This is a genomic window from Streptomyces sp. NPDC003036, from assembly GCF_040611175.1.
Taxonomy (GTDB): Bacteria; Actinomycetota; Actinomycetes; order Streptomycetales; family Streptomycetaceae; genus Streptomyces.
In genome coordinates this window covers 120,405-145,500 of record NZ_JBEXNO010000002.1, presented here as the reverse complement: position 1 = coordinate 145,500, position 25,096 = coordinate 120,405, and the positions used below count along the sequence as shown (strand labels likewise).

Here is a 25,096-nt window from a genome sequence, read left to right as displayed (position 1 = left end):
GAGGGGGACGGGCAATGGCAGACGCGCTTAACGTCCTGGACGTGGCGACCAGTGGAGCGGGCGGTCACCGGCGGGAGGGGCGAGAACACCGGCGGCCACCGCGCCTTCTTGGCTCTCCTCGACCCACACGGCGACCCCTTCCTGCTGCAGGTCATGCTGGAGGCTGCCCACAACGACAAGGAAGTCGAGGAGGCCCTGGTCAATGGCTGGAGCGCGGCGCTGGACAACACGTCGGTGCACGCCGAATGCCGTCGCCTGATCGACGGCTGGGCACATGCCAGAGCTGAAAATCTCGTACGCCCCGACCAGGTCATCGCGATCCTCAATCAGGTCATCAGGCGACACCTGATGAGCGTGCCCATCTCCGCGCTGCTCTTTGGGGATCCCGCAGCGGCCGATGGCGAGGCGGTGATCACGCTTCGCCGAGACCTGATTCTGCCGGCGCAGCTCAGGCGCTTCCAGGTCGAGTCGTCCATGGAGTCATGATCGTGAAGCCGAGCGACCAGCTCCCGAGGAAGGTCCGCAGACAGCTACGCAAGGGGTTGGCCCGGATCGAGGGCCGCGCCGGGAGCCGCCACGAAGGCATCGGCTTTCACGTGGCAATGGCTGCCACCGTACACAGTGCGCCGTCGGCCGAGCTAGACGCCACGGACATCGCGCGCGAGATCCGTATCGCACTGCGCCGTGCGGCGGCGGACGCGCTCCAGTACTGCGAGGCATTCGACTTGTCCGAAGCACAGGATGTGTGCGCCCGGGAACTGAGCCGGCGGAGATTCCTGCCAACGGACCCACCTGTGGAGTACAGCGCCTTCGACGTCCAAGTCACGCTGCTCCCGTCGGACCGAGCAGCTGCGGAGAAGCTGCTGGCGGTGAAACGCGCCCGAACAGCACAGGACGCGGTGCGCCGTCAGGAATGGGAGGCGCGCATCGCGGAGCTGTCCGATCCGGCCTCGGTGTTCCTGCTGTGGCTGGACCAGCAGACCGGGGACTGGGCGGACGAAAAGAAGGCTCCGGACGACAAGCGGCTCACGGCCATTGCGGATCTGTTCGCTCGATACCGGCCGACCGAGCGCAACGGTGCGGAGTACGCCCTGGTCGAGGTGGTCCGTCAATTCCTCGACTCCTTCGACGACCCGGCGCAGAAGAAGATGTTGTACGGCCTACTGGCCGGCGGCATGGAGGCCGCAGGTCGCCCCCTGCACGCTGACCGGGCGAGATCGCTGTACCAGCACTTCCCCGCTGAAGCGGCAGGTGTACATGAGTAACGGAACCGCGCGGTGATGGCCATGAAGACCGTCGTGTGGCGTTGGCTGCTCTCTCCCCGCACCAGCTGGCTCGCCTGGCTCCTCTCCCGGCGCAGTGACGGCAACATCCCGTTCGACACAGCCTGGCGAAGCGTCCGTGTGCGCCTCCACCCCGACGAGGCCATCTACCGCGCGGCAGGCCACCAAGGCCATGAGCAACCCAATGGCCAGCTGGCCGTCAGTCCGCCCACCTCCACGGGTACCGACACGACAATCACTCCAAAGGCCACCGCCCGCCCATGGAGGAAACCGGGCAAACAGCGTTGAACCCCTAAGCCAGCCTGTCTGCGCATCCCTGCTCTGCCAGTACAACGCGGTTCACAGCAGGCACCCAGGGTGACTGCTGTGAACCGTCCGACGAGCACGGATGGGCATGTCGCGGTGAGAACCGGCTGGTTCAGGATCGCCACGCACTCCATGTGGTGCGTCATCGGGAACGGGTGGATAGGCTGCCGCTGAGCTTCGCCCCGGCGGCACCGGCGCTAGAACTCAGCCAGGGTGCGGACAGCCGGAATGATGTCGGAGCCGTACGCGTCGATCGTCGCTTCCTTCGCGTCGTGCATGGCGTACACGGCGAACTGGTCGACGCCCAGGTCCCGCAGCGCCTTCAGTTTCGCGATGTGGGCGGCTGGCGGGCCGAGCAGGCAGAAGCGGTCGACGATCTCGTCCGGGACGAAGTCCGTGGACGGGTTTCCGGCGCGGCCGTGGTGGCTGTAGTCGTAGCCCTGGCGCTGCTTGATGTACGAGGTGAGGGCCTCGGGGACCATGGACGAGTGCTCGCCGTACCGGCCGACCAGGTCGGCGACGTGGTTGCCGACCATGCCACCGAACCAGCGGCACTGGTCGCGCGCGTGCGCCAGGTCGTCGCCGACGTACGCGGGTGCGGCGACGCAGATGGTGACCGAGGACGGGTCACGGCCGGCCTCCTCGGCGGCCCTGCGCACCGCCGCGACCATCCACTCGGTGAGGAAGGGGTCGGCGAGCTGGAGGATGAAGCCGTCCGCCTTCTGCCCGGCGAGGGCCAGCGCCTTCGGGCCGTACGCCGCCATCCACACCGGGAGCTTGCCGTTCTTGATCCACGGGATGCGGACCGGCTTGCCGTCGACGAGCGCCTCCCGCCCCTCCGCCAGGTCGCGGATGACGTCGATCGCCTCACCGAGCCGGGCCAGGGTGTTGGGCTTGCGGCCCGCGACACGCATCGCGGAGTCGCCCCGGCCGATGCCGCACACGGTCCGGTTGCCGAACATGTCGTTGAGGGTGGCGAAGGTGGAGGCGGTCACCTCCCAGGTCCGGGTGCCCGGGTTGGTGACCATCGGGCCGACGCGGAGCTTCGTCGTGTGTTCGAGGATCTGGCTGTAGACGACGAAGGGCTCCTGCCAGAGCACGGCGGAGTCGAAGGTCCAGCCGTAGCGGAAGCCGTTGCGCTCCGCGCGCCGCATGAGTCCCACGACCTGCGACGCGGGCGGGTCGGTCTGCAGGACGAGTCCGAAGTCCACGGCGGGGCCTCCTAGTCGAGGTACTGGCAGGTGGAGCGGGGGGTGTACAGGCCGTGCCCCGCCCGGCCGACGAAGCGGCGGTCCTCCAGGACCGGTTCGCCGCGGGAGAGGACGGTCTCGACGCGTCCGGTGACCCGTTTGCCCTCGTACGCCGAGTAGTCGACGCTCATGTGGTGGGTCTCGGCGGAGATGACCTGCTCGGTGTGCGGGTCGTAGATCACGATGTCGGCGTCGGCGCCGGGGGCGATCGTGCCCTTCTTCGGGTAGAGGCCGAACATGCGGGCCGGGGTGGCGCAGGCGATCTCGATCCAGCGGCGGCGGGTGAGGTGTCCGTCGACCACGCCCTGGTGCAGAAGGTCCATCCGGTTCTCGATGCCCGGCAGGCCGTTGGGGATCTTCGAGAAGTCGCCGCGGCCCAGCTCCTTCTGGCCGTTGAAGCAGAAGGGGCAGTGGTCGGTGGAGACGACCTGGAGGTCGTTGGTGCGCAGCCCGCGCCAGAGCGCCGCCTGGTGCTCGCGCGGCCTCAGCGGCGTACTGCACACGTACTTGGCGCCCTCGAAGCCCGGCTCGGCGAGGTTGTCGGTGGAGAGGAAGAGGTACTGCGGGCAGGTCTCGCCGAACACCGGCAGACCCTTGTCGCGGGCGGCGGCGAGCTCGGCGACGGCTTCCTCGGCCGATACGTGGACGACGTAGAGCGGCGCTCCGGCGACGCGCGCGAGCTGGATGGCGCGGTGCGTGGCCTCCGCCTCCAGCAGGACCTTGCGGACCTCGCCGTGGTAGCGGGGGTCGGTCTCGCCGCGGGCGAGGGCCTGTTCGACGAGGACGTCTATGGCGATGCCGTTCTCGGCGTGCATCATGATCAGGCCGCCGTTGGTGGACGCCCGCTGCATGGCGCGGAGGATCTTGCCGTCGTCGGAGTACAGGACCCCCGGGTACGCCATGAACAGTTTGAACGAGCTCACGCCTTCCTCGATCAACAGGTCCATTTCCTTGAGCGACGCGTCGTTCACGTCGGAGACGATCATGTGGAAGGCGTAGTCGATCGCGCACTTGCCGTCGGCCTTGGCGTGCCAGGCGTCCAGTCCCTCGCGCAGCGCGTGGCCCGCTGTCTGGACGGCGAAGTCCACGATGGTGGTGGTGCCGCCCCAGGCGGCGGCGCGCGTGCCGCTCTCGAAGTCGTCGGAGGAGAAGGTGCCGCCGAAGGGGAAGTCGAGGTGGGTGTGGGCGTCGACGCCGCCCGGGATGACGTACTTGCCGGTCGCGTCGATCACGCGCTCGGCGGACGCCGTCCAGGAGGCGGCGATGTCCGTGCCGTGGGCGGCGAGGGCGGCGATGCGGCCGTCCTCGATCAGGATGTCGGCGTGGGTCTCGTCGGAGGCGGTGATGACGAGGCCGTTGCGGATGAGGGTGCGGGTGGTGCTCATGGTGCGGCCCCCTTCGGCGGCTGGTTCGGCTCAGACGGAGCGCAGGGCCCGTTCGAGGATGGCGGCGCCCTCCTCGGCCTCGGCGACGGTGAGGGAGAGGGGCGGGGCGATGCGGAGCGCGGTGGTGTGGTGGCCGCCGCCCTTGCCGATGAGCAGCCCGCCCTCGCGGGCCGCTTCCAGGACGGCGGCGGCCGCCTCGGGGTGGGGCTCGTCCGTACCCGGCTTCACCAGGTCGATGCCGATCATCAGGCCCCGGCCGCGTACTTCCCGTACGCACGCGACGCCGGCGCCGATCGCGCGCAGCCGCTCGATGAGCAGGCCGCCGACGCGCCGGGCGTTACCCTGGAGGTCGTGTTCCAGGAGGTAGGAGAGGTTGGCGAGGCCGGCCGCCATGGTGATGGGCGAGCCGCCGAAGGTCGAGATGGAGTTGGCGGTCAGGCAGTTCATGACCTCGGCGCGGGCGACGACACCGCCGATGGACATGCCGTTGCCGATGCCCTTGGCGAAGGTGAGGATGTCGGGCGGGCCGCTCGCGGCGTGCGCCTGCCAGCCCCAGAAGTGCTCCCCGGTGCGGCCCCAGCCGGTCTGCACCTCGTCGGCGATCCACAGGGCGCCGTGCCGGGCGAGCACCTCGCGGAAGGCGGCGTACAGCCCGTCGGGCGGAGAGGTGAAGCCGCCGACGCCCTGGATGGGTTCGGCGATCAGCGCGGCGACGTCGCCGGTGTGCCCGAACAGGTCCTCCAGGTCGGCGACGCACGCCTCGATGAACCGCGCGTCCGTGAGGTGGGCGTACGGGCCGCGGCTGCGGACGGCGCCGTGTACGTACAGCGTCTGGAGCGGGGAGAGGGTCGTCGGGGTCCAGGCGCGGTTGCCGGTGATGGAGACGGTGGAGAAGGAGCGGCCGTGGTAGCTGTTGCGCATCGCCAGGATCTGGTTGGTGCGGCGGTACGCGGTGGCCAGGAGCAGCGCCGTGTCGTTCGCCTCCGTACCGGAGGTGGTGAAGAAGACGCGGGCGTCGGGGATGCCGGAAAGGTGAGCGACGCGCTCGGCGAGCTCCACCATGGGGCGGTTGAGGTAGAGGGTGGAGGAGTGGAGGATCCGGCCGGCCTGCTCGGTGACGGCCTTGGTGACCTCGGGGAGGGCGTGGGCGGTCATGGTGGTGAGGATGCCGCCGAAGAAGTCGAGGTAGCGCTTGCCGCTCGCGTCCCAGACGTACCGGCCCTCGCCGTGGGTGATCTCGATCGGCTCGGCGTAGTAGAGCGCGAGCCAGTCGGGGAGGACGGCCCTGTGGCGGGCGTGGAGATCGTGGCCGTTGCCCGTCGTGTTCATGGCTTCACCAGCCCGTCGTAGGCGTCGGGGCGGCGGTCGCGGTAGAACGCCCAGGTCTGGCGTACGTCGTCGATGAGGCGGAAGTCGAGGTCGCGGACGACCAGTTCCTCCACCTTGTCGGAGGCGACGTCGCCGACGAACTGGCCGCGCGGGTCGACGAAGTAGCTGCTGCCGTAGAAGTCGTTGTCGCCGTACTCCTCCTGGCCGACGCGGTTGATGGCGGCGACGTAGTAGAGGTTGGCGACGGCGGCCGCGGGCTGTTCCAGCTGCCAGAGGTGGGAGGAGAGGCCGCGGTGGGTGGCGGAGGGGTTGTAGACCAACTGCGCGCCGTTCAGCCCGAGTTGGCGCCAGCCCTCCGGGAAGTGGCGGTCGTAGCAGATGTAGACGCCGACCCGGCCGACGGCTGTGTCGAAGACCGGCCAGCCGAGGTTGCCGGGGCGGAAGTAGTACTTCTCCCAGAAGCCTTTGACCTGGGGGATGTGGTGCTTGCGGTACTTGCCGAGGTACGAGCCGTCGGCATCGATGACGGCGGCGGTGTTGTAGTAGAAGCCGGGGCCCTCGATCTCGAAGACCGGGACGACGATCACCATGCCGGTCTCGCGGGCGAGGTCCCGCATCCGGCGGACGGTCGGCCCGTCGGGGACGGGCTCGGCCCAGCGGTAGTGCTCCGGCTCCTGCACCTGGCAGAAGTACGGGGCGTTGAACACTTCTTGGAAGCCGATGACCTTGGCGCCCTGCCGGGCAGCCTCGCGGGCGTGCGCCTCATGCTTGGCGATCATGGATTCGGTGTCGCCGGTCCAGGTCGCCTGGACGAGGGCGGCGCGCACGATGTGGGACATGAGCTGCTCCTTCGGCACGGCGTCGACGAGCCTCTGTGAGTCTCTACGCACGTAGACGCGGTGCGTAGACAGTGAACGTAAGCCTCGTCACATCGCGGAGCAAGACCGCCGCCGTGAACCAACGGAGTCGATCACGTTTCGCACCCGAGTGGTCGACACCCGGTGCTTCTCGGGCGTTTTCAGGTGCGCAGCTCATGGCGGCATTGCAGCCGCCGGGCCTGGCGGACGGCCCAGTCGGGCCGCCGCTCTCCCTAGGACCCATAGCTTGTAACTAAGACCCCTAGGAAGAGACGGCCGACCATGGCCCACCCGACCGTCGGCAGTCTGCGCTTGGACGGCGCCACCCTGCTACGAAGTGGGCGGCCGGGGCCCCGCCCCTCCCGCTGACCCCTACCGCACGCCGGGCCGTGCCCTACGCGCTCGGCCACCAGGCCGCCAGGCCACCGCCGGCATTCCATCCGCGCGCATCTCTTGACGCGACCCTCGCGGGGTCCCAATACTGACCGCCACATCGATTGGCCAAATCGATTTGGCCCCCGTCCGGGCCGGACCTCAGCCGAAGTCGGAGTGCGCCGAACGGAGCTCGCCCGTGTCCAGTCCCCGCCCCACGCCCCCCGTCCCCTCGCCACCGGAGGCCACCGCCCCCGCCACCGCCTCCACCCCCGGTCCCGCCCCCTCCCCCGCCGACGCGCCCCCGACCGCGACCACGACCGCAACCGCGACCGCGAGCGCCGTGCATCCGGTGGACGAGTCGCGGCCCCTCGGCCGCATCCTGCTCTTCGGGGTGCAGCACGTGCTCGTCATGGCCGCGACCCCCATCTCGGCCATCTTCCTGATGAGCGCCACGCTGCGGCTCGACGCCGCCCTGACCGTCAACCTGCTCTCGGCCGCCTTCGTGCTCTCCGGGATCGGGTCCCTGATCCAGTCGCTCGGCCCCTGGAAGTTCGGCCCCAAGCTTCCGTTCGTCATGCTGCCGGGCGGCGCGCCGCTCATCCTCTTCCTGGCCATCGCCGAGCAGCACGGCCTGCCCACCGCCACCGGTGCGGTGATCCTCACCGCCGCGTTCTACTTCGTCGTCCTGCCCGTCTTCTCGCGCCTGCTCGCGTTCTTCCCCGCGCTCGTCATCGGCACGATGATCGTGATCGTCGGCGTCAACCTGGTGAAGGTCGGCGCCGTACTCGTCACCGGCCGCCCCGGTACCCCCGGCTTCGCCGACCCCACCAACCTGCTCCTCGGCATGGCGACGATCGGCTTCACCGTCGCCTTCTACGCCCTCTTCAGCGGCGTGCTGCGCCAGCTCGCCGTCATGCTGGGCCTGATCGCCGGCACGGTCCTCGCCTTCGCCCTCGGCAGCGTCGACTTCAGCAGGGCCGCCGAGGGCGGACTGGTGAGCCTGCCCCAGGCGCTGCCCTTCGGCTCCCCCGAGTTCAACCTGATCGCGGCGCTCCCGCTGATGCTGTACAGCCTCGCCTCCATGGCGGAGGCCACCGGCCAGACGGTGATCAACGCGGAGGCGGTCGGCAAGGAGATCGACAAGAGGGCCGACGTGCCGAAGACCATCCGCGGTGACGCGGCCACCTCCTTCATCGGCGGGTTCTTCGGCCTGCCGCTGATGGTGACGAGCGGCGAGAACATCGGCATCGTCCGCGTCACCGGCGTACGCAGCCGGTTCGTCACCGCCGCCGCGGGCGTGGTCCTCATCCTCATCGGCGTCCTGGCGCCGGTCACCCGCGCCATCAGCCTCATCCCGTCGGCCGTCGTCGGCGGCACGGCCATGGTGGTCTTCGCCGTGATCACCGTGCTGGGCGTGCAGATGCTCGGCCGGGCCGGGGAGCTGGACCGCCACACCAACACCTTCATCTGCGCCGTCGCCCTCGCGCTCGGACTGCTGCCCATCCTCATCCCCGGCGTGTACGGCGGCTTCCCGCCGAACGCCCGGATCCTCCTCGAGAGCGGCGTCGCCGTCGGCGCCACCGTCGCCGCCGTCCTCAACGTCCTGTTCCACCACGTCCGGCTGCCCCTCCCCCGTACTCGTACGCGTACCGAAAGCGACCGATGAGAGACCTGACCCCCGACCGTCTGAGCACCGACGGCACCCGCGGACTGCTGCTCGCGCCCGACGCCGTCCTCACGCCCGACGGGCTGATGGACCACTACGCGGCCGTCGTCGAGGGCGACACCTTCCGTGCCGTCGGGCCCGTACAGCAGGTGGAGCGGACGCATCCGCACCTGCGGCCGGTCCGGCTGCCCGGGTACGTCCTGATGCCCGGGTTCGTCGACACCCACCACCACCTCACGCAGAGCTTCGGCGCGGCGCTCGCCTTCGGTGAACCGTCGGAGATCTTCCGGCGCGTGTGGGTGCCGCTCGAAGGGGCGCTGGACGAGGAGGCCGTGTACGTGGCGGCGAAGCTGGCCGCCCTCGAAGCGCTGCGCGGCGGCTTCACCACCGTCGCCGAGGCGGGCACCCGCGCGTCCGTGGACGTGGAGCTGGTCGCGGCGGCGGCCCGGGACGCCGGCATCCGCTGCGTCCTCGGGCTGGTCTGCAACGACCTCGACGGCGACACCGACACCACGCTGGCGGCGGCCGAGAAGCACCTGGCGCGGTACAGCACCGAGGAGTTGGTCCACCCGTCCCTCGCGATCTCCGTGCCCGAGGCGGCGACGGAGCGCGCCCTGGCCCGTACCGCCCGGCTGGCCGCCGAGGCGGGGGCGGTCGTCCAGATCCACGTCAACGAACACCTGGCGGCCGTGGAGCGCTCGCTCGTCCAGCACGGGCTGCGGCCGCTGGAGTACCTGCACGAAGTCGGCGCCCTGGGACCGCAGTTGCTGGCCGCGCACGCCACCCTGCTGACGCCCCGCGAGGTCACCCTCCTCGCGGACAGCGGGGCGGCGGTCAGCTACAACCCGGTCGCCAGCGCCTGGAAGGGCAACGCCGTCGCCCCGGCGACGACGATGGCGGAGCGCGGCATACGCTTCGGGCTCGGCACGGACGGCACGCGCGGCGACGCGTTCCGGCTTGCGGAGGCGGCCGAGTTCGCGCAGCGCCTCACGTACGGGCTCGCCACCGGCGACTCGTCGTGCGGCGGCGGCTGGACGTGGCTGGACCGCGCCAACCGGGGCGGCGCCGACGCCGTCGGCCTCTCCGCCCGTACGGGCACGGTCACCGAGGGCGCCGCGGCCGACTTCCTGCTGGTCGACGTGGACACGCCCGAGCTGCGGCTGAGCTGGGACCTGCCGTGGGAGCTCGTGCGGCGCGGCAACCGCGACCAGATCGACGCGGTGTTCGTGGCCGGGCGGCTGCGGCTGTGGCGCGGCCGGCCGGTGGACTGGGACGGCCCGGCGCTGGTGCGGCGGGCGGCCGAGCTGGCCCAGGAGGTGCTGCTCCGGGCGCCGGTGACCCGCGTCCACCCAACGGCCGCCGAGGGGTGGGCGGCCCGGCCGTGAGCACGGAGACACTGATCGTCCTCGCCGTCACGGTGGCCGTCGCGGCGTTCGTCCAGGGAGCCAGCGGCCTGGGCTTCGCGCTGATCGTCGCGCCGGTCGCCGGGCTGCTGGACCCGGGGCTGGTCCCCGTGTTCGTCCTGGCGTCGATGATCCCGCTCAACCTGTACGTGGCGTGGCGCGAGCGCGCCTCGCTCGACCTGCGCGGCGCGGGCTGGATCACGGCGGCCCGGCTCGCGGCCACGCCCGGCGGGCTGATGCTGCTGTGGGTGATCCCGGACCGGCGGCTCGGCCTGTTCGTCGGGGCGGCGACCGTGCTGGCGGCGGTGGTGAGCCTCGCCGCGCCCGCCTTCACGCCCGGCCGGGGCGCGTACGTCGGCGCGGGCCTGGTCACCGGCCTGACGGAGACCGCGACCGGGGTCGGCGGGCCGCCGCTCGCGCTGGTGTACCAGCACCGGCCGCCGGCGGAGCTGCGCGCCACGGTCGCCGTCTGCTTCCTCGTCGGGGAAGTGGCGTCGCTGGCGCTGCTGTTCGCGACGGGCGGCGGCGACGTCGGCCAGCTGGGGTGGGCGGCCGCGCTGCTGCCCGCGCTGGCCGCCGGGGCGTGGCTGAGCCGGCTGGTGCACCACCGGCTCGACGCCCGCCGGATGCGGCTGTTCGTGCTGGTCTTCGCGCTCGTCTCCGGCGCGGTGCTCATGCTGGGGGTGTGACGCCCGGCGTGCGGCGGAGGGACGACGCGCGAGGCACCACGCGCGGCTCCGGGGGCGTGGCGACGGACGCCGTGGCCTCGCCGCGCAGCCGGCCGAGCAGCAGCTCGACGGCGTCGTCGGCGGCCCGGTCCAGGTGCAGGTCGACGGCGGTCAACGGCGGTTCGCAGGTGCGGGCGCGCAGGCCGTCGTAGCGGGTGACGACCATGATGTCGTCGGGGACGCGGCGCCCGGCGTCCCGGATGGCCCGTACGGCTCCGACGGCGAAGACGTCCACCAGCGCGCAGACGGCGTCGACGTCCGGGTGCGCGGCGAGCAGGGCGGCGCAGGCGGCGTACCCCGCCTCCTCGCCGCCCTGCTCGGACGCGGTCGCCACGACCGGCGCCCAGCCGTGCTCGGCGGCGGCGCGTTCGTACGCGGCGCGGGCGTCCACGGTGGAGTGCCGCGCGCCCGCGCCGACGATGAGGGCCGGGTGGCGCGCGCCCTGCTCGCGCAGGTGGGCGAGGAGCAGGTCGACGACGAGCCCGGCGCGCAGGTCGACGTACGGCGCCTCGTCACCGGCCGCGACGGGCCGGCCGAGCGCCACGTACGGCAGGCCGCGCTCGCGCAGCTGCGCCACGGCCACGTCGTCCTGGTCGGGCTCGACGACGATGGCGCCGTCGATGTCGACGGAGTACAGCGGGGAGCCCGTCCGCACGGGCGGGACCAGGACGAGCGCGTAGCCGTGGACGAGCGCCCGCTCGGCGGCCGCGGCGGCGACCTCCATGTAGAACCCGAGGCGCGAGGGGCCGCCCGCCACCGCGAACGGCATGGAGGAGGCGAGTGCGATCGCCTTGGCCTCGCCGCGGCGCAGCCGCTGGGCCCGTAGGTTCGGCCGGTAGCCCAGCTCCGCGGCGACCTTCTTGATGCGCTCCCGGGTCCGGGGATCGACCTTGCCCACCCCGTTGAGGGCGTGCGAGACGGTCGTGCGGGACACGGCGGCCGCCTTGGCGACGTCGGCGATCGTCGGCGGCCGGGAGACGGCCGGGCCGGCGACAGGGTCGGGAGCGGATCCGGAGGGGGGCATCTGGGTGGGGGCTCCTCGCTCAAGGTGGATGCTGCCCACATCTTCCCCGACCTCCTCCGCCACGGAAAGGCTCGCCCGAAGGCCGGCCCACAGGCTCGCCCCCGGCCGGTGCACCGGCCGGGGGCGAGAGCGTGGCGCGTCAGCGCCTCACGGGCGACGCCTCACGGGCAGCTGGCGATGGTGCTGCGCGCGCGGTCCGGGGAGGCGTGCTCGACCTTGCACTTGTCGACGTCGAGGCCGCCGTCCACGACGCCCCAGCCGGGACCGGCGGACAGGACGCCGTCGTTCGTGCCCCGGATGGTGTCGACGCCGGGGCCGCCCTGGATGGTGCCGCCCGCCTCGGGGCCGACGGCCTTGGCCTCGATGAGGTCGTTCTCCGAGCCGCCGAGGACCCGGCCGCCGAAGTCGATGGTCCCGCTGGTGATGCGGTCCGTGCCGTCGTTGCCGAAGACCTGGCCGCCGCCGCGGGCGTAGTCGCCGGGGGCGCCGTGGACGCTGCCGACGGTGATGCGGTCGTTGCCCATGTCGCCGTAGACGGTGGCGCCGTGTTCGGCCGTGCCGCGCACGGTGGCGACGATGATGGTGTCGTTGCCGCTGTTGCCGCGGACGGACGACGAGCCGTGGCGCGGCATCAGGTGGCTGGTCTGGAGGGTGTCGTCGCCGTCGCCGCCGAGCACCTGGGAGTCGAGGATGAGGCCCTTGACCCGGATGTTGTCGTCGCCACCACCGCCCCAGATGATGACGTTCTCGATGTCGTTCTCGCACTCGATCTTGTCGTCCCGGCTGGTGCCGTTGACGCGCTCGCCGGGCTCCACGGCCTTGCCGTTGACCGTGCACTGGTGGCTGGGGAGCGCGCTGTGCTGCGCGTCCTCGGCGTGGGCGGGGAAGGCCGTCAGGGACGTGGCGATGACGGAGGCGGCGAACGCTCCGCGCACGGCGACGCGGGACTTGCGGGAAGTTCTGGGCATTCCTGGATCTCCTGTGGCTGCTGGTGCCGACGAGCTCGTCCTTGCCCGGTCGGCTCGCCCGTCCCACGGCGATCCGACACACAGTCACCCGTTCATACGATCAAGTGTGTTTATTTTCCCTTTGGTCCGTCCGGGGGGAGCCGACGGGGTGCGGCGGGGCGCCCCGGCCCGGCCGGGAACACATGTCTCCGGCCTGAACGGACCTAACCGACCTACGGGAAACCGACCTACGGGAAAGCGAGCACCGGGATGACACAGACCACCACGGCGGAGACCCCGCCCGCGCGCTTCTGGGCGATCGACGACCTGCCCGGCCTGGAGTTCGACCCGCTGCTGGAGGAGTTGCTGCGCGAGGAGCCCGTGGCCCGTATCCGCCTGCCGTACGGCGAGGGCGAGGCGTGGCTCGTGACGCGGTACGAGGACGTCCGGCTGGTGACGTCGGACCCCCGCTTCAGCCGGCGGGCGCTGGTGGAGCGCACGGCGAAGGCGACCGGGATGACGGCGCACCAGATCGCCTCCAGCGCGGGCTTCAACTACGTCGACCCGCCGGACCACTCCCGGCTGCGGAAGGTCGTCGCCCGGGCGTTCACCGTGCAGGGCATGAAGCGGCTGCGCCCGCTGGCGCAGCAGACCGCGGACCGCCTGCTCGACGAGGTGGAGCGGCACGGACCGCCCGCGGACCTCATGGCGATGCTCCACGGGCCGCTGCCGCTGTCGGTGGTCAGCGACCTCCTCGGCGTACCGGAGGAGGACCGGCCGCGGCTGGCCGGCTGGCCCGACCTGATCATGTCGACCGGGCCGGGCCCGGAGCGCAGCCGCCAGGTGAAGGCGGAGCTCACGGCGTACATCGTCGAACTGCTGGAGCGGCGCCGCCGCGAGCCCCGGGAGGACCTGGCGACGGTGCTGGCGGACGCCCTGGACCGCGGGGAGCTCAACCAGGAGGAGGCCGTCTCCGTCACCACCGCGATCCAGGTCAGCGGCGCGCACGCGGTCCGCAACAACAGCGCCAACATGGTGTACGCGCTGCTCACGCACCCCGCGCACCTGGCCCGGCTGCGCGCCGAGCCGGAGCTGCTGCCGCGGGCGGTGGACGAGCTGCTGCGGTTCATCCCGCACCGCAACGGCGTGGGCCTGCCGCGCGTGGCCACGGAGGACCTCGAGGTCGGCGGTGTCCTGATCCGCGCCGGCGAGGTGGTCTACGCCTCGTACCTCGCGGCCAACCGCGACCCGGAGGTCTTCGACGACCCCGACGCGCTCGACTTCGACCGCGGCGAGCTGGGCCACCTGGCGTTCGGCCACGGACCGCACCACTGCATGGGCGCCCAGCTCACCCGGATGGAGTCGGAGGTGATGCTCTCCGGCCTGCTGAACCGCTTCCCCGGCCTCCGGCTCGCGGTGGAGCCGGAGGACATGGTGTGGCAGAGCAAGGGCCTGATCCGGGGGCCGCAGACGCTGCCCGTGGCGTGGTGAGCTTTACGACGCAGGCCTGACCACCATCGCCGAGCCGCCGCCGCGCCGGGTCTTCTCCGCGGCGGCGAGCCAGCGGCCGTCGGGCAGGCGCTGGATGCCGGTGGCCGCGCCGATCTCCGGGTTCTCGCGGAAGCGGTGGCCCAGCGCCTCCAGTTCGGCGCGCACCGGGCTGTCGTAGAGGGCGGGTTCGAGCTCGGTCGTCGTCTGGTTGCGCTGGCTGGCGCGCGGCGCCGCGATCGCCTCGACCAGTGGCAGGTCACGGTCGACCACGCCCGTCAGGGTCTGCAGGACGGTGGTGATGATGGTGGCGCCGCCCGGGGAGCCCAGGGCCAGGACCGGCCGGGCGTGGCCGTCGAGGACGATCGTCGGGGACATGGAGGAGCGCGGGCGCTTGCCGGGGCCGGGGAGGTTCGGGTCGTGGACCGCCGGGTTCGCCGGGGCGAAGGAGAAGTCCGTCAGCTCGTTGTTGAGCAGGAAGCCGCGCCCCGGCACGGTGATGCCGCTGCCGCCCGTGGACTCGAGGGTCAGGGTGTACGCGACGACGTTGCCCCACTTGTCGGACGCCGTCAGATGGGTGGTGTTCTCGCCCTCGTACGTCGTCGGGGCCGCGGTCCCGCCCGCCGCGCACGGCTCCGGGTCGCGCGGGTCGCCCGGCGCGAGGGGGCTGGTCAGTACGGCGTCGTCGCGGATGAGGCAGGCGCGCGCGTCGGCGAACCGCTGCGACAGCAGGCCGCGCACGGGGACGTCCTCGAACGCCGGGTCGCCGACCCACCGCCCCCGGTCCGCGAACGCGATGCGGCTCGCCTCGATGAACCGGTGCAGGTACTGGGCCTTGGAGAGGGACGACAGGTCGGCGCGCTCCAGGATGTTGAGCGCCTCGCCGACGGTGGTGCCGCCCGACGAGGACGGCGCCATCCCGTAGACGTCCAGGCCGCGGTAGGACATCTTCGTGGGCTTGCGCCACACCGTCTCGTACCGCGCGAGGTCACGCTCCGTCAGGTCCCCGGCCCGTACGGTGCGCTGGGCGCCCTCCCGTACCGGCGGGTCCTGCACGCTGCGGACGATGTCGCGGGCGAGGTCGCCCCGGTACAGCGCGCCGATGCCGTGCCGGCCCAGCTTCTCGTACGTCCGCGCCAGGTCGGGGTTCTTGAACGTCGAGCCGACCTCCGGCAGGCGGCCGCCCGGCAGGAAGAGCTCGGCGGAGGCGGGGAAGTCGCGGAACCGGGCCTCGTTGGCGGCGGTCTGCGCGCGGAACGTGGCGTCGACGGTGAAGCCGTCGCGGGCCAGCCGCTCGGCGGGCTTCAGCAGGTCGCGCAGGGGCTTGGTGCCCCAGGCGTCGAGCGCGGTCTTCCAGGTGGCGGGCGTGCCGGGGGTGCCGACGCTCAGCCCGCTGGTCATGGCCTCGGCGAAGGGCAGGGGCTTGCCGTCCTCGCCGAGGAAGAGGGAGGCGTCGGCGGAGAGGGGCGCGGTCTCGCGTCCGTCGATGGTGCGCACCGCGCGGGTCTTCGCGTCGTAGTGGACGAAGTAGCCGCCCCCGCCGATGCCCGCCGAGTACGGCTCGGTGACGCCGAGCGCGGCGGCCGTGGCCACGGCGGCGTCCACGGCGTTGCCCCCGCGCCGCAGGACCTCGATGCCGGCGGCCGAGGCGTCGGGGTCGACGCTGGCGACGGCGCCGCCGTACCCCACGGCCACCGGTGACTTGGCGGGAGGGGTGGTGGTGCTCTGCGTCGGCGGCGCGGCCGCGCCCACCGTGAGGGCCGTCGCGGTGACCGCGACGAGCGAGAGGTTCCGTACCGTGGGGCGACGCATCCGTACCTCCAGTCAGACGACCGTCGAACGACCGTCCGGCGAGCGTAACTTCGGGGAGGGCACCTCGCCAGGACCCCGCCGACACGGTGTCACCGGCGGGGCACCCGCTAGCATGCGCGCCCATGTATGACGACCTGCTCAACATCGTGCTCGGCGTGATAGCCACCGGGGTCAGCGCGGCGCTCGGCTGGCTGGCCCGCACGGCCCTGTGGCGTCGCGGACTGCGCCGCCAACAGGCCTTCTTCGGGCTGCCGGGGAACGCCGAGTGCCTGCTCGTCGTCAACCGCGACGCCGGCACCGACGGCGCTGTCCGGCGCTTCGACGTGTTCGCGCTGCTCGAACTGTCGGCGCTCATCAAGGACTGCGGGGCCCACGCGCGCATCGTGTCGCACGACGCGGCGCAGCAGGGCTTCGGGGAGCGCACGGAGTTCTGCCTCGGCGGGCCCTCCTCGAATCGCCGTATGGAGGCGCACCTGCGCATCCTGCTGCCGGGGGTGGCGGTCAACACGGAGAGGGAGCCGGCCGAGGAGCGCACCGCCTTCGTGATCGGTACCGAGCGCTACCGCATCGACCCGGGCTTGTGCGAGTACGTGATCCTGGCGCGGCTGACGGCGGGCGAGGGCCGGCGGCCGGTGTTCCTCTTCTGCGGGCAGCGCGCGATCAACAACCAGGCTGCCGCCCGCTACCTGGTCCGCCACCACGAGAAGCTGGCCCGCGCGTACGGCGCCGACGGCTCCTTCGTCCTCCTGCTGAAGGTGGTCAATTCGCAGGCGTACGGCCCCGACGTGGTGGAGCTGGTCGCGGATGTGACGCGGGAGGCGCGGACCGCCGTCGAAACCGCGGCATAAGTCACATCCGGCACGGGCGGAAATCTTCCGATTTAACGCAACCGGTCACCTCCGATCACCCTCTCTCTCGGCGACGAATGATCGCATCGGAGGTTTTCCCGTTGAGCCTGCTCCGCCGCACCCGCCCGCGCCGCCCCTTCCGTACCGCCGCCCTGGCCGGTACCGCGGGCCTCGCCATGGCCGCACTGACCGCGTGCTCGGGCGGCTCCGGCGCCGCCCAGGCCGCCGACGGGGGCGGCAAGGGGGCCAAGCCCGAGACCCGCATCTCGGTGAACCTCTCCGGTGAGCAGGCCCGGGCGGGCGAGCCGGTCCGGGTCACGCTCGCCGAGGGCACCCTGAAGCAGGTCACGGTCACCGACTCGCAGGGCGCCACCCTGTCGGGCACGCTCTCCGCCGACGGGAAGTCCTGGACGTCGGCGCGGAAGGCCGCCCCCGGCACCGGCTACACGGTCCAGGCGCGGGACGCGAACGGCGGTACGGCCACGGCGGGCTTCACCACCGCCGCCGCCGGCAAGGTCAACAAGCTGACGCTGGCGCCGGGCAAGAACACCACGGTCGGCGTCGGCCAGCCGCTGTCGATCGTCTTCGACCACCCGGTGAAGAACAAGGCCGAGGTGGAGAAGCACCTCAAGGTGACGACGTCGAACAGCACCGTCGGCTCCTGGGGCTGGATGCGGGACTGGTCGGGCAAGGACCGGGTCGACTGGCGCCCGAAGCAGTACTGGCAGCCCGGCACCAAGGTCACCCTGAACGCGGAGCTGAACGGCATCGACACCGGTGAGGCCGGCGGCTGGTTCGTACGCGACTACACGACGACCTTCACCATCGGCAGGAACCAGGTGGTCAAGGCGGACCTCGACACCCACCGGCTGAAGCTGCTGCGGGACGGCGAGGTGGTCGAGGACCTGCCCATGTCGGGCGGCACGCCGGGCGGCGAGAAGGCGTCGTGGCGCGGGAAGACGGTACTGATGTCGAAGGAGGGCACGATCAACATGCGCTCCGAGACGGTCGGTCTCGGGGACGCGTACGACAAGATGGTCGACTACTCGATGCGGCTGACCTGGTCGGGAATGTACGCGCACGCCGCGCCGTGGAACGCCCGCTACATGGGCAACGCCAACAAGAGCTCCGGCTGCCTCGGCATGACGACCGCCGACGCCCGGTCGCTGTACGAGAAGGTGCAGGTCGGCGACCCGTTCGAGGTGACGGGCGGCGACGCCAAGGGCACGCAGGCGCTGAACAACGGCTACGGCGAGTGGAACCTGTCCTGGGCCGACTGGCAGGCGAAGAGCGCCCTGCGCTGACCCCTCGTTGACGCGGCGTCCAACAATCGTTACCGGTGCGTAACTTACCGATGGGTTACTTCCGGTAAGTGACACGTGCTTTCCTTCGGTTCACCTTTCAATCGATGAGGGAGTGAACCGTGGGAAAGCCGCGCACAGCCCTGCGTACGACGACGACCGGCGCCGTCTCGGCCGCCCTGCTGGCCGGAACGGCCCTGGGGTTCGCCCCCACCGCCGCCGCCGGCGAGACGAGCGCCGCGACGACCGCCGGTATACGTTTCGTCGACATCACCGGTGACGGCGGCACCGTGCTCAAGGCCAACGTGGTCACACCCGCGGGCGCCGGTGCGGACGGCCGCCGCTACCCGGTGATCGTGCTCCCCACCAGCTGGTCCACCCCCCAGATCGAGTACCTCGCCCAGGCGAAGAAGCTCGCCGACGCGGGCTATGTGGTGGTCAGCTACAATTCGCGCGGTTTCTGGCAGTCGGGCGGGCACATCGAGGTGGCGGGCCCGCCGGACGTCGCCGACGCCTCCAAGGTCATCGACTGGGCGCTCGCCCACACCCCCGCCGACCCCGAGCGCGTCGGCATGGCGGGCGTCAGCTACGGCGCGGGCATCAGCCTGCTCGCCGCCGCCCACGACGAGCGCGTCAAGGCCGTGGTGGCGATGAGCGGCTGGGCCGACCTCATCGACTCCATCTACAGCGGCCGCACGCAGCACCTCCAGGCCGCCGCGATGCTCGGCGGCACCGGCTACCTCACCGGCCGCCCGAGCGCCGAACTCCAGCAGACGCTCAAGGACTTCCTCGGCTCCAACCTCGACAAGGAGGACGAGATGATCGCCTGGGGAGCGCAGCGCTCCCCCGTCACCTACCTCGACCGGCTCAACGCCCACGGCACGGCCGTCATGCTCGGCAACGCCTGGGGCGACACCATCTTCCCGCCCAACCAGTACGCCTCCTTCTACGAGAAGCTCACCGGCCCCAAGCGCCTGGAGCTGCGCCCCGGCGACCACGCCACCGCCGAGGCCACCGGCCTGCTCGGGCTGCCCAACGACACCTGGACCAACGCCCACCGCTGGTTCGACCACCACCTCAAGGGCGCGGCCAACGGCATCGACCGCGAGCGGCCGGTCCAGCTGAAGTCCCGCTCCGGCGGCGGCTACGAGGGCTACCCCGACTGGAAGTCGGTCGGCGCGACCGAGCGCAAGATCGCCCTGGCGGACGATCAGAAGGTGTACGCGAACGTCGACTCGGGAGCCAACGGCGGCGTCGTCATGCTCTCCAACGCCCTCGACCAGTTCCTCAAGCTCCCCCCGGTCGCCTCCATCCCGCTCCTCCCCCGCTCCTTCGCCGCCGTGTGGCAGTCCGAGCGGTACGACTCCGCCCAGCGCGTCCGGGGCACGGCGAAGCTGCACACCACGGTCACCAGCACCGCGTCGAGCGGCACCCTCGTCGCGTACCTCTACGACGTGGGCCCGCTCGGCGTGGGCAAGCTGGTCAGCAACGCGCCGTACACCTTCCACGACAAGGTGCCCGGCGAGCCGTTCGCCGTGGACCTGGAGTTGTTCTCCACGGCGTACGACGTGCCGGCCGGCCACCGTCTCGCGCTGGTCGTCGACACGGTCGACCCGCTGTACATCGAGCACAACCCGTCCGGCGCGCGGCTGACCTTCTCCTCACCGGCGTCCGACCCGTCGTACGTGTCGGTGCCGCTGCGCGAGGAGTGATCTCCGGCCGCCGCCGGGCGGGATTGGCCCTCTGTGCTAGGGCTTGGTGGGACCCCCGGGCAGCAGTGGCCCCGGTTCGTCCGGGGCTGCCACCTCCAGGCCCTTGGTCTTGGGGCTGCGGCGCTCCTTCCTGGCCACCCAGGTGGCGCACCAGGAGAGCAGCATGCACATCCCGATGTAGATCGGCGAGATCACCATCACCACGGGGATGAACGGCAGATCGTAGTCGAGGTTGGACGCGATCAGCTTGCCCGCGTGGAGGAACTCCTCGTAGGTGATGAGGAAGCCGAGCGAGGTGTCCTTCAGGGCGACCACCAGCTGGCTGATGATCGCGGGCAGCATGGCGCGCACGCCCTGCGGCACCAGGACGTAGGTCATGACCTGCGTCTTGCGCATGCCGAGCGAGTACGCGGCCTCCCGCTGCCCGCGCGCCACGGAGTTGACGCCGGTGCGGAACACCTCGGCGAGGACCGAGCCGTTGTAGAGCGTCAGTCCGGCGACGAGCGCGGGCAGCGGGTGCACCCGCAGCGCCACGAAGATGAAGAAGATCATCACCAGGACGGGCATCGCGCGGAAGAACTCGACCACGAGCGTGGCCGCCCAGCGGAGGACCCGGTGCTCGGAGAGGCGTCCGAGGGCGAGCACCGCGCCCAGCGCGAGCGACAGCACCGCCGCGAGCGCGAACGCCTTGAGCGTGTTGCCCAGCCCGCGCAGCAGCAGCTCCTGGATGCCCTCGTACGCGAAGGGGTTCCACTTGGCGTACGTGAACTGCTCGGTGTCGAACAGCAGGTGGACGACCCAGCCGACGAGGGCGAGGATCGCGGCGGTCGCCACCAGCCCGTAGGTGAGGTGCCGCCGCCGGGCCCTGGGGCCCGGGATGTCGTAGAGGGCGGTGGTGGTCATCGGGCGACTCCCCAGCGCTTCTCCAGCACGTTGAAGAGCGCGCTGATGGTGAGGGTGACGATCAGGTACCCCACGGCGATCCAGATGAAGGTCCAGATGATGCTGTAGCCCAGTTCGTTGAGGGTGCGGTACGTGCCCAGGAGCTCGACGACGCTGAACGCGCCCGCGATCGCGGAGTTCTTGGCGAGGGCGATGAGAGTGGAGCCGACGGGCGGGATGACCGCGCGGAAGGCCTGCGGCAGGACGACGTTTCCCAGCGTCTGGCCGAAGGTCATGCCGAGGCTCCGGGCCGCCTCCCCTTGCCCCGTCGGCACGGTGTTGATGCCGGAGCGCAGCGCCTCGCACATGAAGGCGGAGGTGTAGCAGCCGAGCGCGATGACCGCGAAGAGCGTGAAGGGAAGGACCAGCCCGAAGCGCGGCAGCCCGAGCAGGACGGCGAAGAAGAGCAGCGTGAGCGGGGTGTTGCGCAGGACGGTCACCCACGCGGCGCCGAAGACGCGCAGCGCGCGGACCGGCGCGACGCGGAACGACGCCATGACGAAGCCGAGCGCGAGGGCGAGGAGCGAGGAGTAGACGGTGAGTTCGACGGTGCCGAGGAGCCCCTCGCCGTAGACGGACCAGTTCTCTGTCAGTACGTCCATGACTGCTGCCTCCTCAGCTCGCCGGGTAGCGGTCGATGGCCGGCGGCTTCGGCGCCGGGACGCCGGAGAGGCCGAGCGTGGCGTCGTACGCCTTCTTCCAGTTGCCGTTCCTCTCGTTGGCCGCGAGGGCGTCGTCGATGGCGAACCGCAGCGCGTTGTCGGAGCGCGGGACGCCGATGCCGTACGGCTCCTGCGAGAAGGGCTTGCCGACCACCTTGAGCTCGTCGGGGGCCTTGGCGGCGAAGCCGAGGAGGATGGTGTCGTCGGTGGTGACGGCGTCGACCTGGAAGGTCAGCAGGTTGTCGACGCAGACGGCGTACGTGTCGTACGCGACGAGGTCGGCGTCCGAGTACTCGGCGGCGATGCGCTGGTAGGGGGTGGAGCCGGCGGCCGAGCAGACGCGCTTGCCCGCGAGGTCCTGGGGGCCCTTGATGTCGTCCTCGTCGGTGCGGACGAGGAGGGACTGGCCGGCCATGTAGTAGGGCCCGGCGAAGCCGACGAGCTTCTTGCGGTTGTCGTTGATGGTGTACGTACCGACGTAGTAGTCGACCTGGCCGTTCTGGAGGGCGGTCTCGCGGTTGGCGGAGGCGATGGTCCGGAACTCGATGGTGTCCGGGTCGAAGCCGAGGTGGGCGGCGGTCATCCGGGCGATCTCGATGTCGAAGCCGAAGTAGCGGCCGGTGGCCGGGTCCTTCTCCCCCAGGTACGGCTGGTCCTCCTTGGCGCCGACGACCAGGTGGCCGCGGCGCTTGGCGCGGTTCCAGGTCGGCGAGTCGGGCAGCCGGAAGCCGGTGGCCACCCGGTAGACGGGCAGTTCGTCCGGCTGGGGCCCCTTGACCGGCGGGCTGCCGTCCTTGCCGCAGGCGGTGGCCGCGGTGGCGAGCAGCACCAGCACGAGGGCCACGAGAGCGTGTCTTGCGCGCGTCATCGTCGTACTCCCTCTCAGTGCTTGAGGATCTTGGAGAGGAAGTCCCTGGCGCGCTCGCTGCTCGGGGCGGTGAAGAACTCCTCGGGGGTGCGGTCCTCGACGATCCTGCCGTCGGCCATGAAGACGACGCGGTTCGCGGCGGAGCGGGCGAAGCCCATCTCGTGGGTGACGACGACCATGGTCATGCCGTCGCGGGCGAGCTGCTGCATGACCTCCAGGACCTCGTTGATCATCTCGGGGTCGAGGGCGGAGGTCGGCTCGTCGAAGAGCATCACCTTGGGGTCCATGGCGAGGGCCCGGGCGATGGCCACCCGCTGCTGCTGGCCGCCGGAGAGCTGGGCCGGGTACTTCTCGGCGTGGGCCGACAGGCCGACGCGGTCCAGCAGTTCGCGGGAGCGGCGGTCGGCGTCCTCCTTCTTGCGCCTGCGGACCTTTATCGGGGCGAGGGAGACGTTCTCCAGCACGGTCTTGTGCGCGAAGAGATTGAACGACTGGAAGACCATGCCGACATCGGCGCGCAGCGCGGCCAGCGCCTTGCCCTCTTCGGGGAGTTTCTCCCCGTCGAGGGTGATGGTGCCCGACTCGATGGGCTCCAGCCGGTTGATGGTCCGGCACAGGGTCGACTTGCCCGAGCCGGACGGGCCGATGACGACCACCACCTCCCCGCGGCCGACGGTGAGATTGATGTCCTGCAGGACGTGCAACTGTCCGTAGTACTTGTTGACGTCCCGCAGCTCGATCAACGGATCGACGGCCATGCGCTGCCCTGCCCCTTGCTCGCTGTGTCGAGGTCAGCGCAAACTATCCAGCCCTGAAAGGGACTTAACACCACCGACACGCATAAAGGCCGCGTAAGCTACATAAGCCGTATTTACCGAAATTGTTGCCCGTCAGGCCTCGGCCGCTTCGGCGTACACCTGGGACAGCTGGGGCGAACCGCTCATCGCCCACTCCAGACCGGCCTCGACGACGTGGAGCTCTCGGCCCGAGGCGAGTCTGACCACCGGGTAGCCGGCCGGCGTCAGGTGCCAGGCCGCGCCCGGGACCGTCCGCACGATGACCGTACCGAGGTACAGGCCCGCGTCGTTGCCGAGCCAGGGCAGCTCCTCCGGGTCGTCGCGCCAGCGCGGCGGCAGCTGGTCGATCGCCTCCAGGGAGCGCGGGGTGTCGTCGAGCCGCACCCCCAACTCCTTGATCCTGGCGCGCAGCAGCGCGCACTCGGCGAACATGTTCGCCACGCCGTCCGGGTCGCCGCCGCCCACGGCGGAGGGGGCGCGCGCATCGCCACGCTCATCGCCGCGCCGCTTGCGCCAGGTGTCCAGGAAGGGGATGTTCATACCGCCCAGCGTCGCACCGAACGGGTCGGCGGCACTACAGGGCGCGCGCTACACGTGCGTGTGCGCGTCGCGCTGTACGTCGCGCTACACGTCGAGGTCGACGACGACCGGCGCGTGGTCGGACGCGCCCTTGCCCTTGCGCTCCTCGCGGTCGACGTAGCTGTCCTTGACCGCGTCGGCGAACGGCTTGTTGCCGTACACCAGGTCGATGCGCATGCCGCGGTTCTTCGGGAAGCAGAGCTGGCGGTAGTCCCAGTACGTGAACGGGTGGTTGTACTTGAGCGGGCGCGGCACGATGTCGCCGAGCCCGGTCTCGCGCAGCCCGGCGAGCGCGGCGCGCTCCGGCGGGGTGACGTGCGTGGAGCCCTCGAAGGCGGCGGCGTCGAAGACGTCGTCGTCCGTCGGGGCGATGTTGAAGTCGCCGAGCACCGCGAAGGGACGCGGGCCCGCCGCGTCCTCGGCGACCGCCGCCTGGAGCGCCTCCAGCCAGCGCAGCTTGTACGCGTAGTGGTCGTGGGCGACCTCGCGGCCGTTCGGCACGTACACCGACCAGACCCGCACGGGGCCGCAGGTGCCGGAGATCGCGCGGGGCTCGGCGACGCCCTCGTACTCCGGACCGCCCGGCAGGCCGTGGACGACGTCCTCCAGGCCGACCCGGGAGACCAGGGCCACGCCGTTCCACCGGCCGGTCGCGTGCACCGACGACTCGTAGCCGAGGGCGCGCAGCTCCTCGGTGGGGAACTGCTCGGCGGTGCACTTGGTCTCCTGGATGCACAGCACGTCCGTGCCGCTGCTCTCCAGCCAGGCCAGCAGCCGGGGCAGCCGGGCGGTGATCGAATTGACGTTCCAGGTGGCGATGCGCATGACGGCAAGCCTAACCGGGGCCACCGACAGTCGGCGGTGGCCGTCGGGTGGTGGGCGTCAGAGGTCGGTGGAGTCCCCGGGGGCGAGCCGGCCGTGGACCGTGCCGCCGAGGGCGCCGATCTGGCGGTCGTAGATCGGGCGGGCGAGGTCGGTGAGGAGGGCGTCGTGGATGTCGATGGCGCGCTGCGGGTTGACCTCGCGGACGTAGTCGATGACCTCGGAGATCTTGTTCCAGGGGGCCATGACCGGCAGCATCAGCGTCTCGACCGGCCGGTCGGGCACGGTGAGCGCGTCGCCGGGGTGGAAGAGGGAGTCCTCGACCAGGAACCCGATGTTGGTGATCCGCGGGATGTCCGGGTGGATCACGGCGTGCAGCTCGCCGTGCACCTGCACGTCGAAGCCGGCCGCGGTGAAGGTGTCGCCGTGGCCGACGGTGTGGACGCGGCCCGGGAAGGCCGCCGAGAGCTGCTCCGCCACGCTGCGCAGCGTCCAGATCTCGGCGCCCGGGTGGAACTCCAGGGCCGCGCGGAGGCGGTCCTCGTCGAAGTGGTCCGGGTGCTCATGGGTGACGAGGATCGCGTCGGCGCCGAGCGCGGCGTCGTGTTCGCTGAACCCGCCCGGGTCGATGACGAGGGTCCGCCCGTCCTTCTCCAGCCGGACGCAGGCGTGGGACTTCTTGGTCAGCTTGAGCTTCGTCTCCATGAGGGCA

23 protein-coding genes are annotated in these 25,096 nt (G+C 71.3%); 9 read left to right on the top strand and 14 right to left on the bottom strand.

Annotated elements, in window-relative coordinates; all coding sequences use genetic code 11:
• Positions 1 to 108: 108 nt before the first annotated feature.
• Positions 109 to 486, top strand: coding sequence for a hypothetical protein (locus tag ABZX67_RS02275; protein ID WP_355353108.1), 378 nt, complete (start codon positions 109 to 111; stop codon positions 484 to 486).
• Positions 483 to 1,265 carry a hypothetical protein gene (locus ABZX67_RS02270; protein ID WP_355353105.1) on the top strand — a complete coding sequence of 261 codons (783 nt, stop codon included), beginning with the start codon at positions 483 to 485 and terminating at the stop codon, positions 1,263 to 1,265. The genes ABZX67_RS02275 and ABZX67_RS02270 overlap by 4 nt, the downstream gene beginning before the upstream one ends.
• Before the next feature lie 521 nt (positions 1,266 to 1,786).
• Here ABZX67_RS02270 and ABZX67_RS02265 read toward each other — a convergent pair.
• Genes ABZX67_RS02265 through ABZX67_RS02250 form a run of 4 tightly spaced genes read right to left on the bottom strand, consistent with a single transcriptional unit; the run spans position 1,787 to position 6,392 of the window.
• Entirely contained in the window at positions 1,787 to 2,800 is a 1,014-nt protein-coding gene (locus ABZX67_RS02265) for a TIGR03842 family LLM class F420-dependent oxidoreductase (protein WP_355353102.1), read from the bottom strand.
• 11 nt (positions 2,801 to 2,811) lie between these two features.
• A complete protein-coding gene (gene hydA, locus ABZX67_RS02260) occupies positions 2,812 to 4,224 on the bottom strand; it encodes a dihydropyrimidinase (RefSeq protein ID WP_355353099.1) in 1,413 nt (470 codons plus the stop codon).
• A gap of 30 nt (positions 4,225 to 4,254) precedes the next feature.
• Entirely contained in the window at positions 4,255 to 5,553 is a 1,299-nt protein-coding gene (locus ABZX67_RS02255; RefSeq protein WP_355353096.1) for an aspartate aminotransferase family protein, read from the bottom strand.
• On the bottom strand, positions 5,550 to 6,392 hold the full coding sequence (locus tag ABZX67_RS02250) for a nitrilase-related carbon-nitrogen hydrolase (RefSeq protein WP_355353093.1): 843 nt from the start codon (positions 6,390 to 6,392) through the stop codon (positions 5,550 to 5,552). The genes ABZX67_RS02255 and ABZX67_RS02250 overlap by 4 nt, the downstream gene beginning before the upstream one ends.
• Before the next feature lie 589 nt (positions 6,393 to 6,981).
• Between ABZX67_RS02250 and ABZX67_RS02245 the strand changes: the two genes are divergently transcribed.
• The 3 genes from ABZX67_RS02245 to ABZX67_RS02235 are packed head-to-tail and all read left to right on the top strand — an operon-like array spanning position 6,982 to position 10,543.
• The gene (locus ABZX67_RS02245; RefSeq protein WP_355353090.1) at positions 6,982 to 8,451 is read left to right on the top strand and encodes a uracil-xanthine permease family protein; all 1,470 of its coding nucleotides are present in this window, start codon (positions 6,982 to 6,984) and stop codon (positions 8,449 to 8,451) included.
• A complete protein-coding gene (locus tag ABZX67_RS02240) occupies positions 8,448 to 9,836 on the top strand; it encodes an amidohydrolase family protein (RefSeq protein ID WP_355353087.1) in 1,389 nt (462 codons plus the stop codon). The genes ABZX67_RS02245 and ABZX67_RS02240 overlap by 4 nt, the downstream gene beginning before the upstream one ends.
• Positions 9,833 to 10,543: a sulfite exporter TauE/SafE family protein gene (locus ABZX67_RS02235; RefSeq protein ID WP_355353084.1), complete on the top strand. Its 711-nt coding sequence runs from the start codon at positions 9,833 to 9,835 to the stop codon at positions 10,541 to 10,543. Before ABZX67_RS02240 ends, ABZX67_RS02235 begins: the two co-directional genes overlap by 4 nt.
• Here the strand turns inward: ABZX67_RS02235 and ABZX67_RS02230 are convergent.
• Positions 10,527 to 11,606, bottom strand: a complete 1,080-nt coding sequence (locus ABZX67_RS02230; RefSeq protein WP_355353081.1) for a LacI family DNA-binding transcriptional regulator — start codon at positions 11,604 to 11,606, stop codon at positions 10,527 to 10,529. The two genes, ABZX67_RS02235 and ABZX67_RS02230, sit on opposite strands and share 17 nt — an antisense overlap.
• A 161-nt stretch (positions 11,607 to 11,767) precedes the next feature.
• Positions 11,768 to 12,574 carry a hypothetical protein gene (locus tag ABZX67_RS02225; RefSeq protein ID WP_355353078.1) on the bottom strand — a complete coding sequence of 269 codons (807 nt, stop codon included), beginning with the start codon at positions 12,572 to 12,574 and terminating at the stop codon, positions 11,768 to 11,770.
• A gap of 249 nt (positions 12,575 to 12,823) precedes the next feature.
• Here ABZX67_RS02225 and ABZX67_RS02220 point away from each other — a divergent pair, with 249 nt between their 5' ends.
• Positions 12,824 to 14,044, top strand: a complete 1,221-nt coding sequence (locus ABZX67_RS02220) for a cytochrome P450 (RefSeq protein ID WP_355353075.1) — start codon at positions 12,824 to 12,826, stop codon at positions 14,042 to 14,044.
• Between the two features lie 3 nt (positions 14,045 to 14,047).
• On the opposite strand, the gene ggt is transcribed toward ABZX67_RS02220, so the two are convergent.
• Positions 14,048 to 15,853: a gamma-glutamyltransferase gene (gene ggt / locus ABZX67_RS02215; RefSeq protein WP_355353072.1), complete on the bottom strand. Its 1,806-nt coding sequence runs from the start codon at positions 15,851 to 15,853 to the stop codon at positions 14,048 to 14,050.
• Positions 15,854 to 15,975: 122 nt separating this feature from the next.
• Between ggt and ABZX67_RS02210 the strand changes: the two genes are divergently transcribed.
• The 3 genes from ABZX67_RS02210 to ABZX67_RS02200 all read left to right on the top strand — a co-directional run bounded on the left by ABZX67_RS02210 (position 15,976) and on the right by ABZX67_RS02200 (position 19,714).
• Positions 15,976 to 16,701 (top strand): hypothetical protein, encoded by a 726-nt coding sequence (locus ABZX67_RS02210; protein ID WP_355353069.1) that lies wholly within the window; start codon positions 15,976 to 15,978, stop codon positions 16,699 to 16,701.
• A gap of 77 nt (positions 16,702 to 16,778) precedes the next feature.
• The gene (locus ABZX67_RS02205) at positions 16,779 to 18,005 is read left to right on the top strand and encodes an Ig-like domain-containing protein (RefSeq protein ID WP_355353066.1); all 1,227 of its coding nucleotides are present in this window, start codon (positions 16,779 to 16,781) and stop codon (positions 18,003 to 18,005) included.
• A 119-nt stretch (positions 18,006 to 18,124) separates the two neighbouring features.
• A complete protein-coding gene (locus ABZX67_RS02200; RefSeq protein ID WP_355353063.1) occupies positions 18,125 to 19,714 on the top strand; it encodes a CocE/NonD family hydrolase in 1,590 nt (529 codons plus the stop codon).
• 36 nt (positions 19,715 to 19,750) lie between these two features.
• Here the strand turns inward: ABZX67_RS02200 and ABZX67_RS02195 are convergent, their stop codons facing one another.
• The 7 genes from ABZX67_RS02195 to ABZX67_RS02165 form a co-directional block, all read right to left on the bottom strand.
• Positions 19,751 to 20,617, bottom strand: coding sequence for an amino acid ABC transporter permease (locus tag ABZX67_RS02195; protein WP_355353060.1), 867 nt, complete (start codon positions 20,615 to 20,617; stop codon positions 19,751 to 19,753).
• A complete protein-coding gene (locus ABZX67_RS02190; RefSeq protein ID WP_355353057.1) occupies positions 20,614 to 21,258 on the bottom strand; it encodes an amino acid ABC transporter permease in 645 nt (214 codons plus the stop codon). Before ABZX67_RS02190 ends, ABZX67_RS02195 begins: the two co-directional genes overlap by 4 nt.
• 13 nt (positions 21,259 to 21,271) lie before the next feature.
• Positions 21,272 to 22,186: a glutamate ABC transporter substrate-binding protein gene (locus ABZX67_RS02185; RefSeq protein WP_355353054.1), complete on the bottom strand. Its 915-nt coding sequence runs from the start codon at positions 22,184 to 22,186 to the stop codon at positions 21,272 to 21,274.
• A 14-nt stretch (positions 22,187 to 22,200) separates the two neighbouring features.
• Entirely contained in the window at positions 22,201 to 22,944 is a 744-nt protein-coding gene (locus ABZX67_RS02180; protein WP_355353051.1) for an amino acid ABC transporter ATP-binding protein, read from the bottom strand.
• A 132-nt stretch (positions 22,945 to 23,076) separates the two neighbouring features.
• On the bottom strand, positions 23,077 to 23,523 hold the full coding sequence (locus tag ABZX67_RS02175; protein WP_355353048.1) for a DUF6278 family protein: 447 nt from the start codon (positions 23,521 to 23,523) through the stop codon (positions 23,077 to 23,079).
• 84 nt (positions 23,524 to 23,607) lie between these two features.
• Positions 23,608 to 24,387 (bottom strand): exodeoxyribonuclease III, encoded by a 780-nt coding sequence (locus tag ABZX67_RS02170; RefSeq protein ID WP_355353045.1) that lies wholly within the window; start codon positions 24,385 to 24,387, stop codon positions 23,608 to 23,610.
• A 57-nt stretch (positions 24,388 to 24,444) separates the two neighbouring features.
• Complete coding sequence (locus ABZX67_RS02165) at positions 24,445 to 25,089, bottom strand: MBL fold metallo-hydrolase (RefSeq protein WP_355353042.1); 645 nt, start codon at positions 25,087 to 25,089, stop codon at positions 24,445 to 24,447.
• Between the last annotated feature and the right edge of the window lie 7 nt (positions 25,090 to 25,096).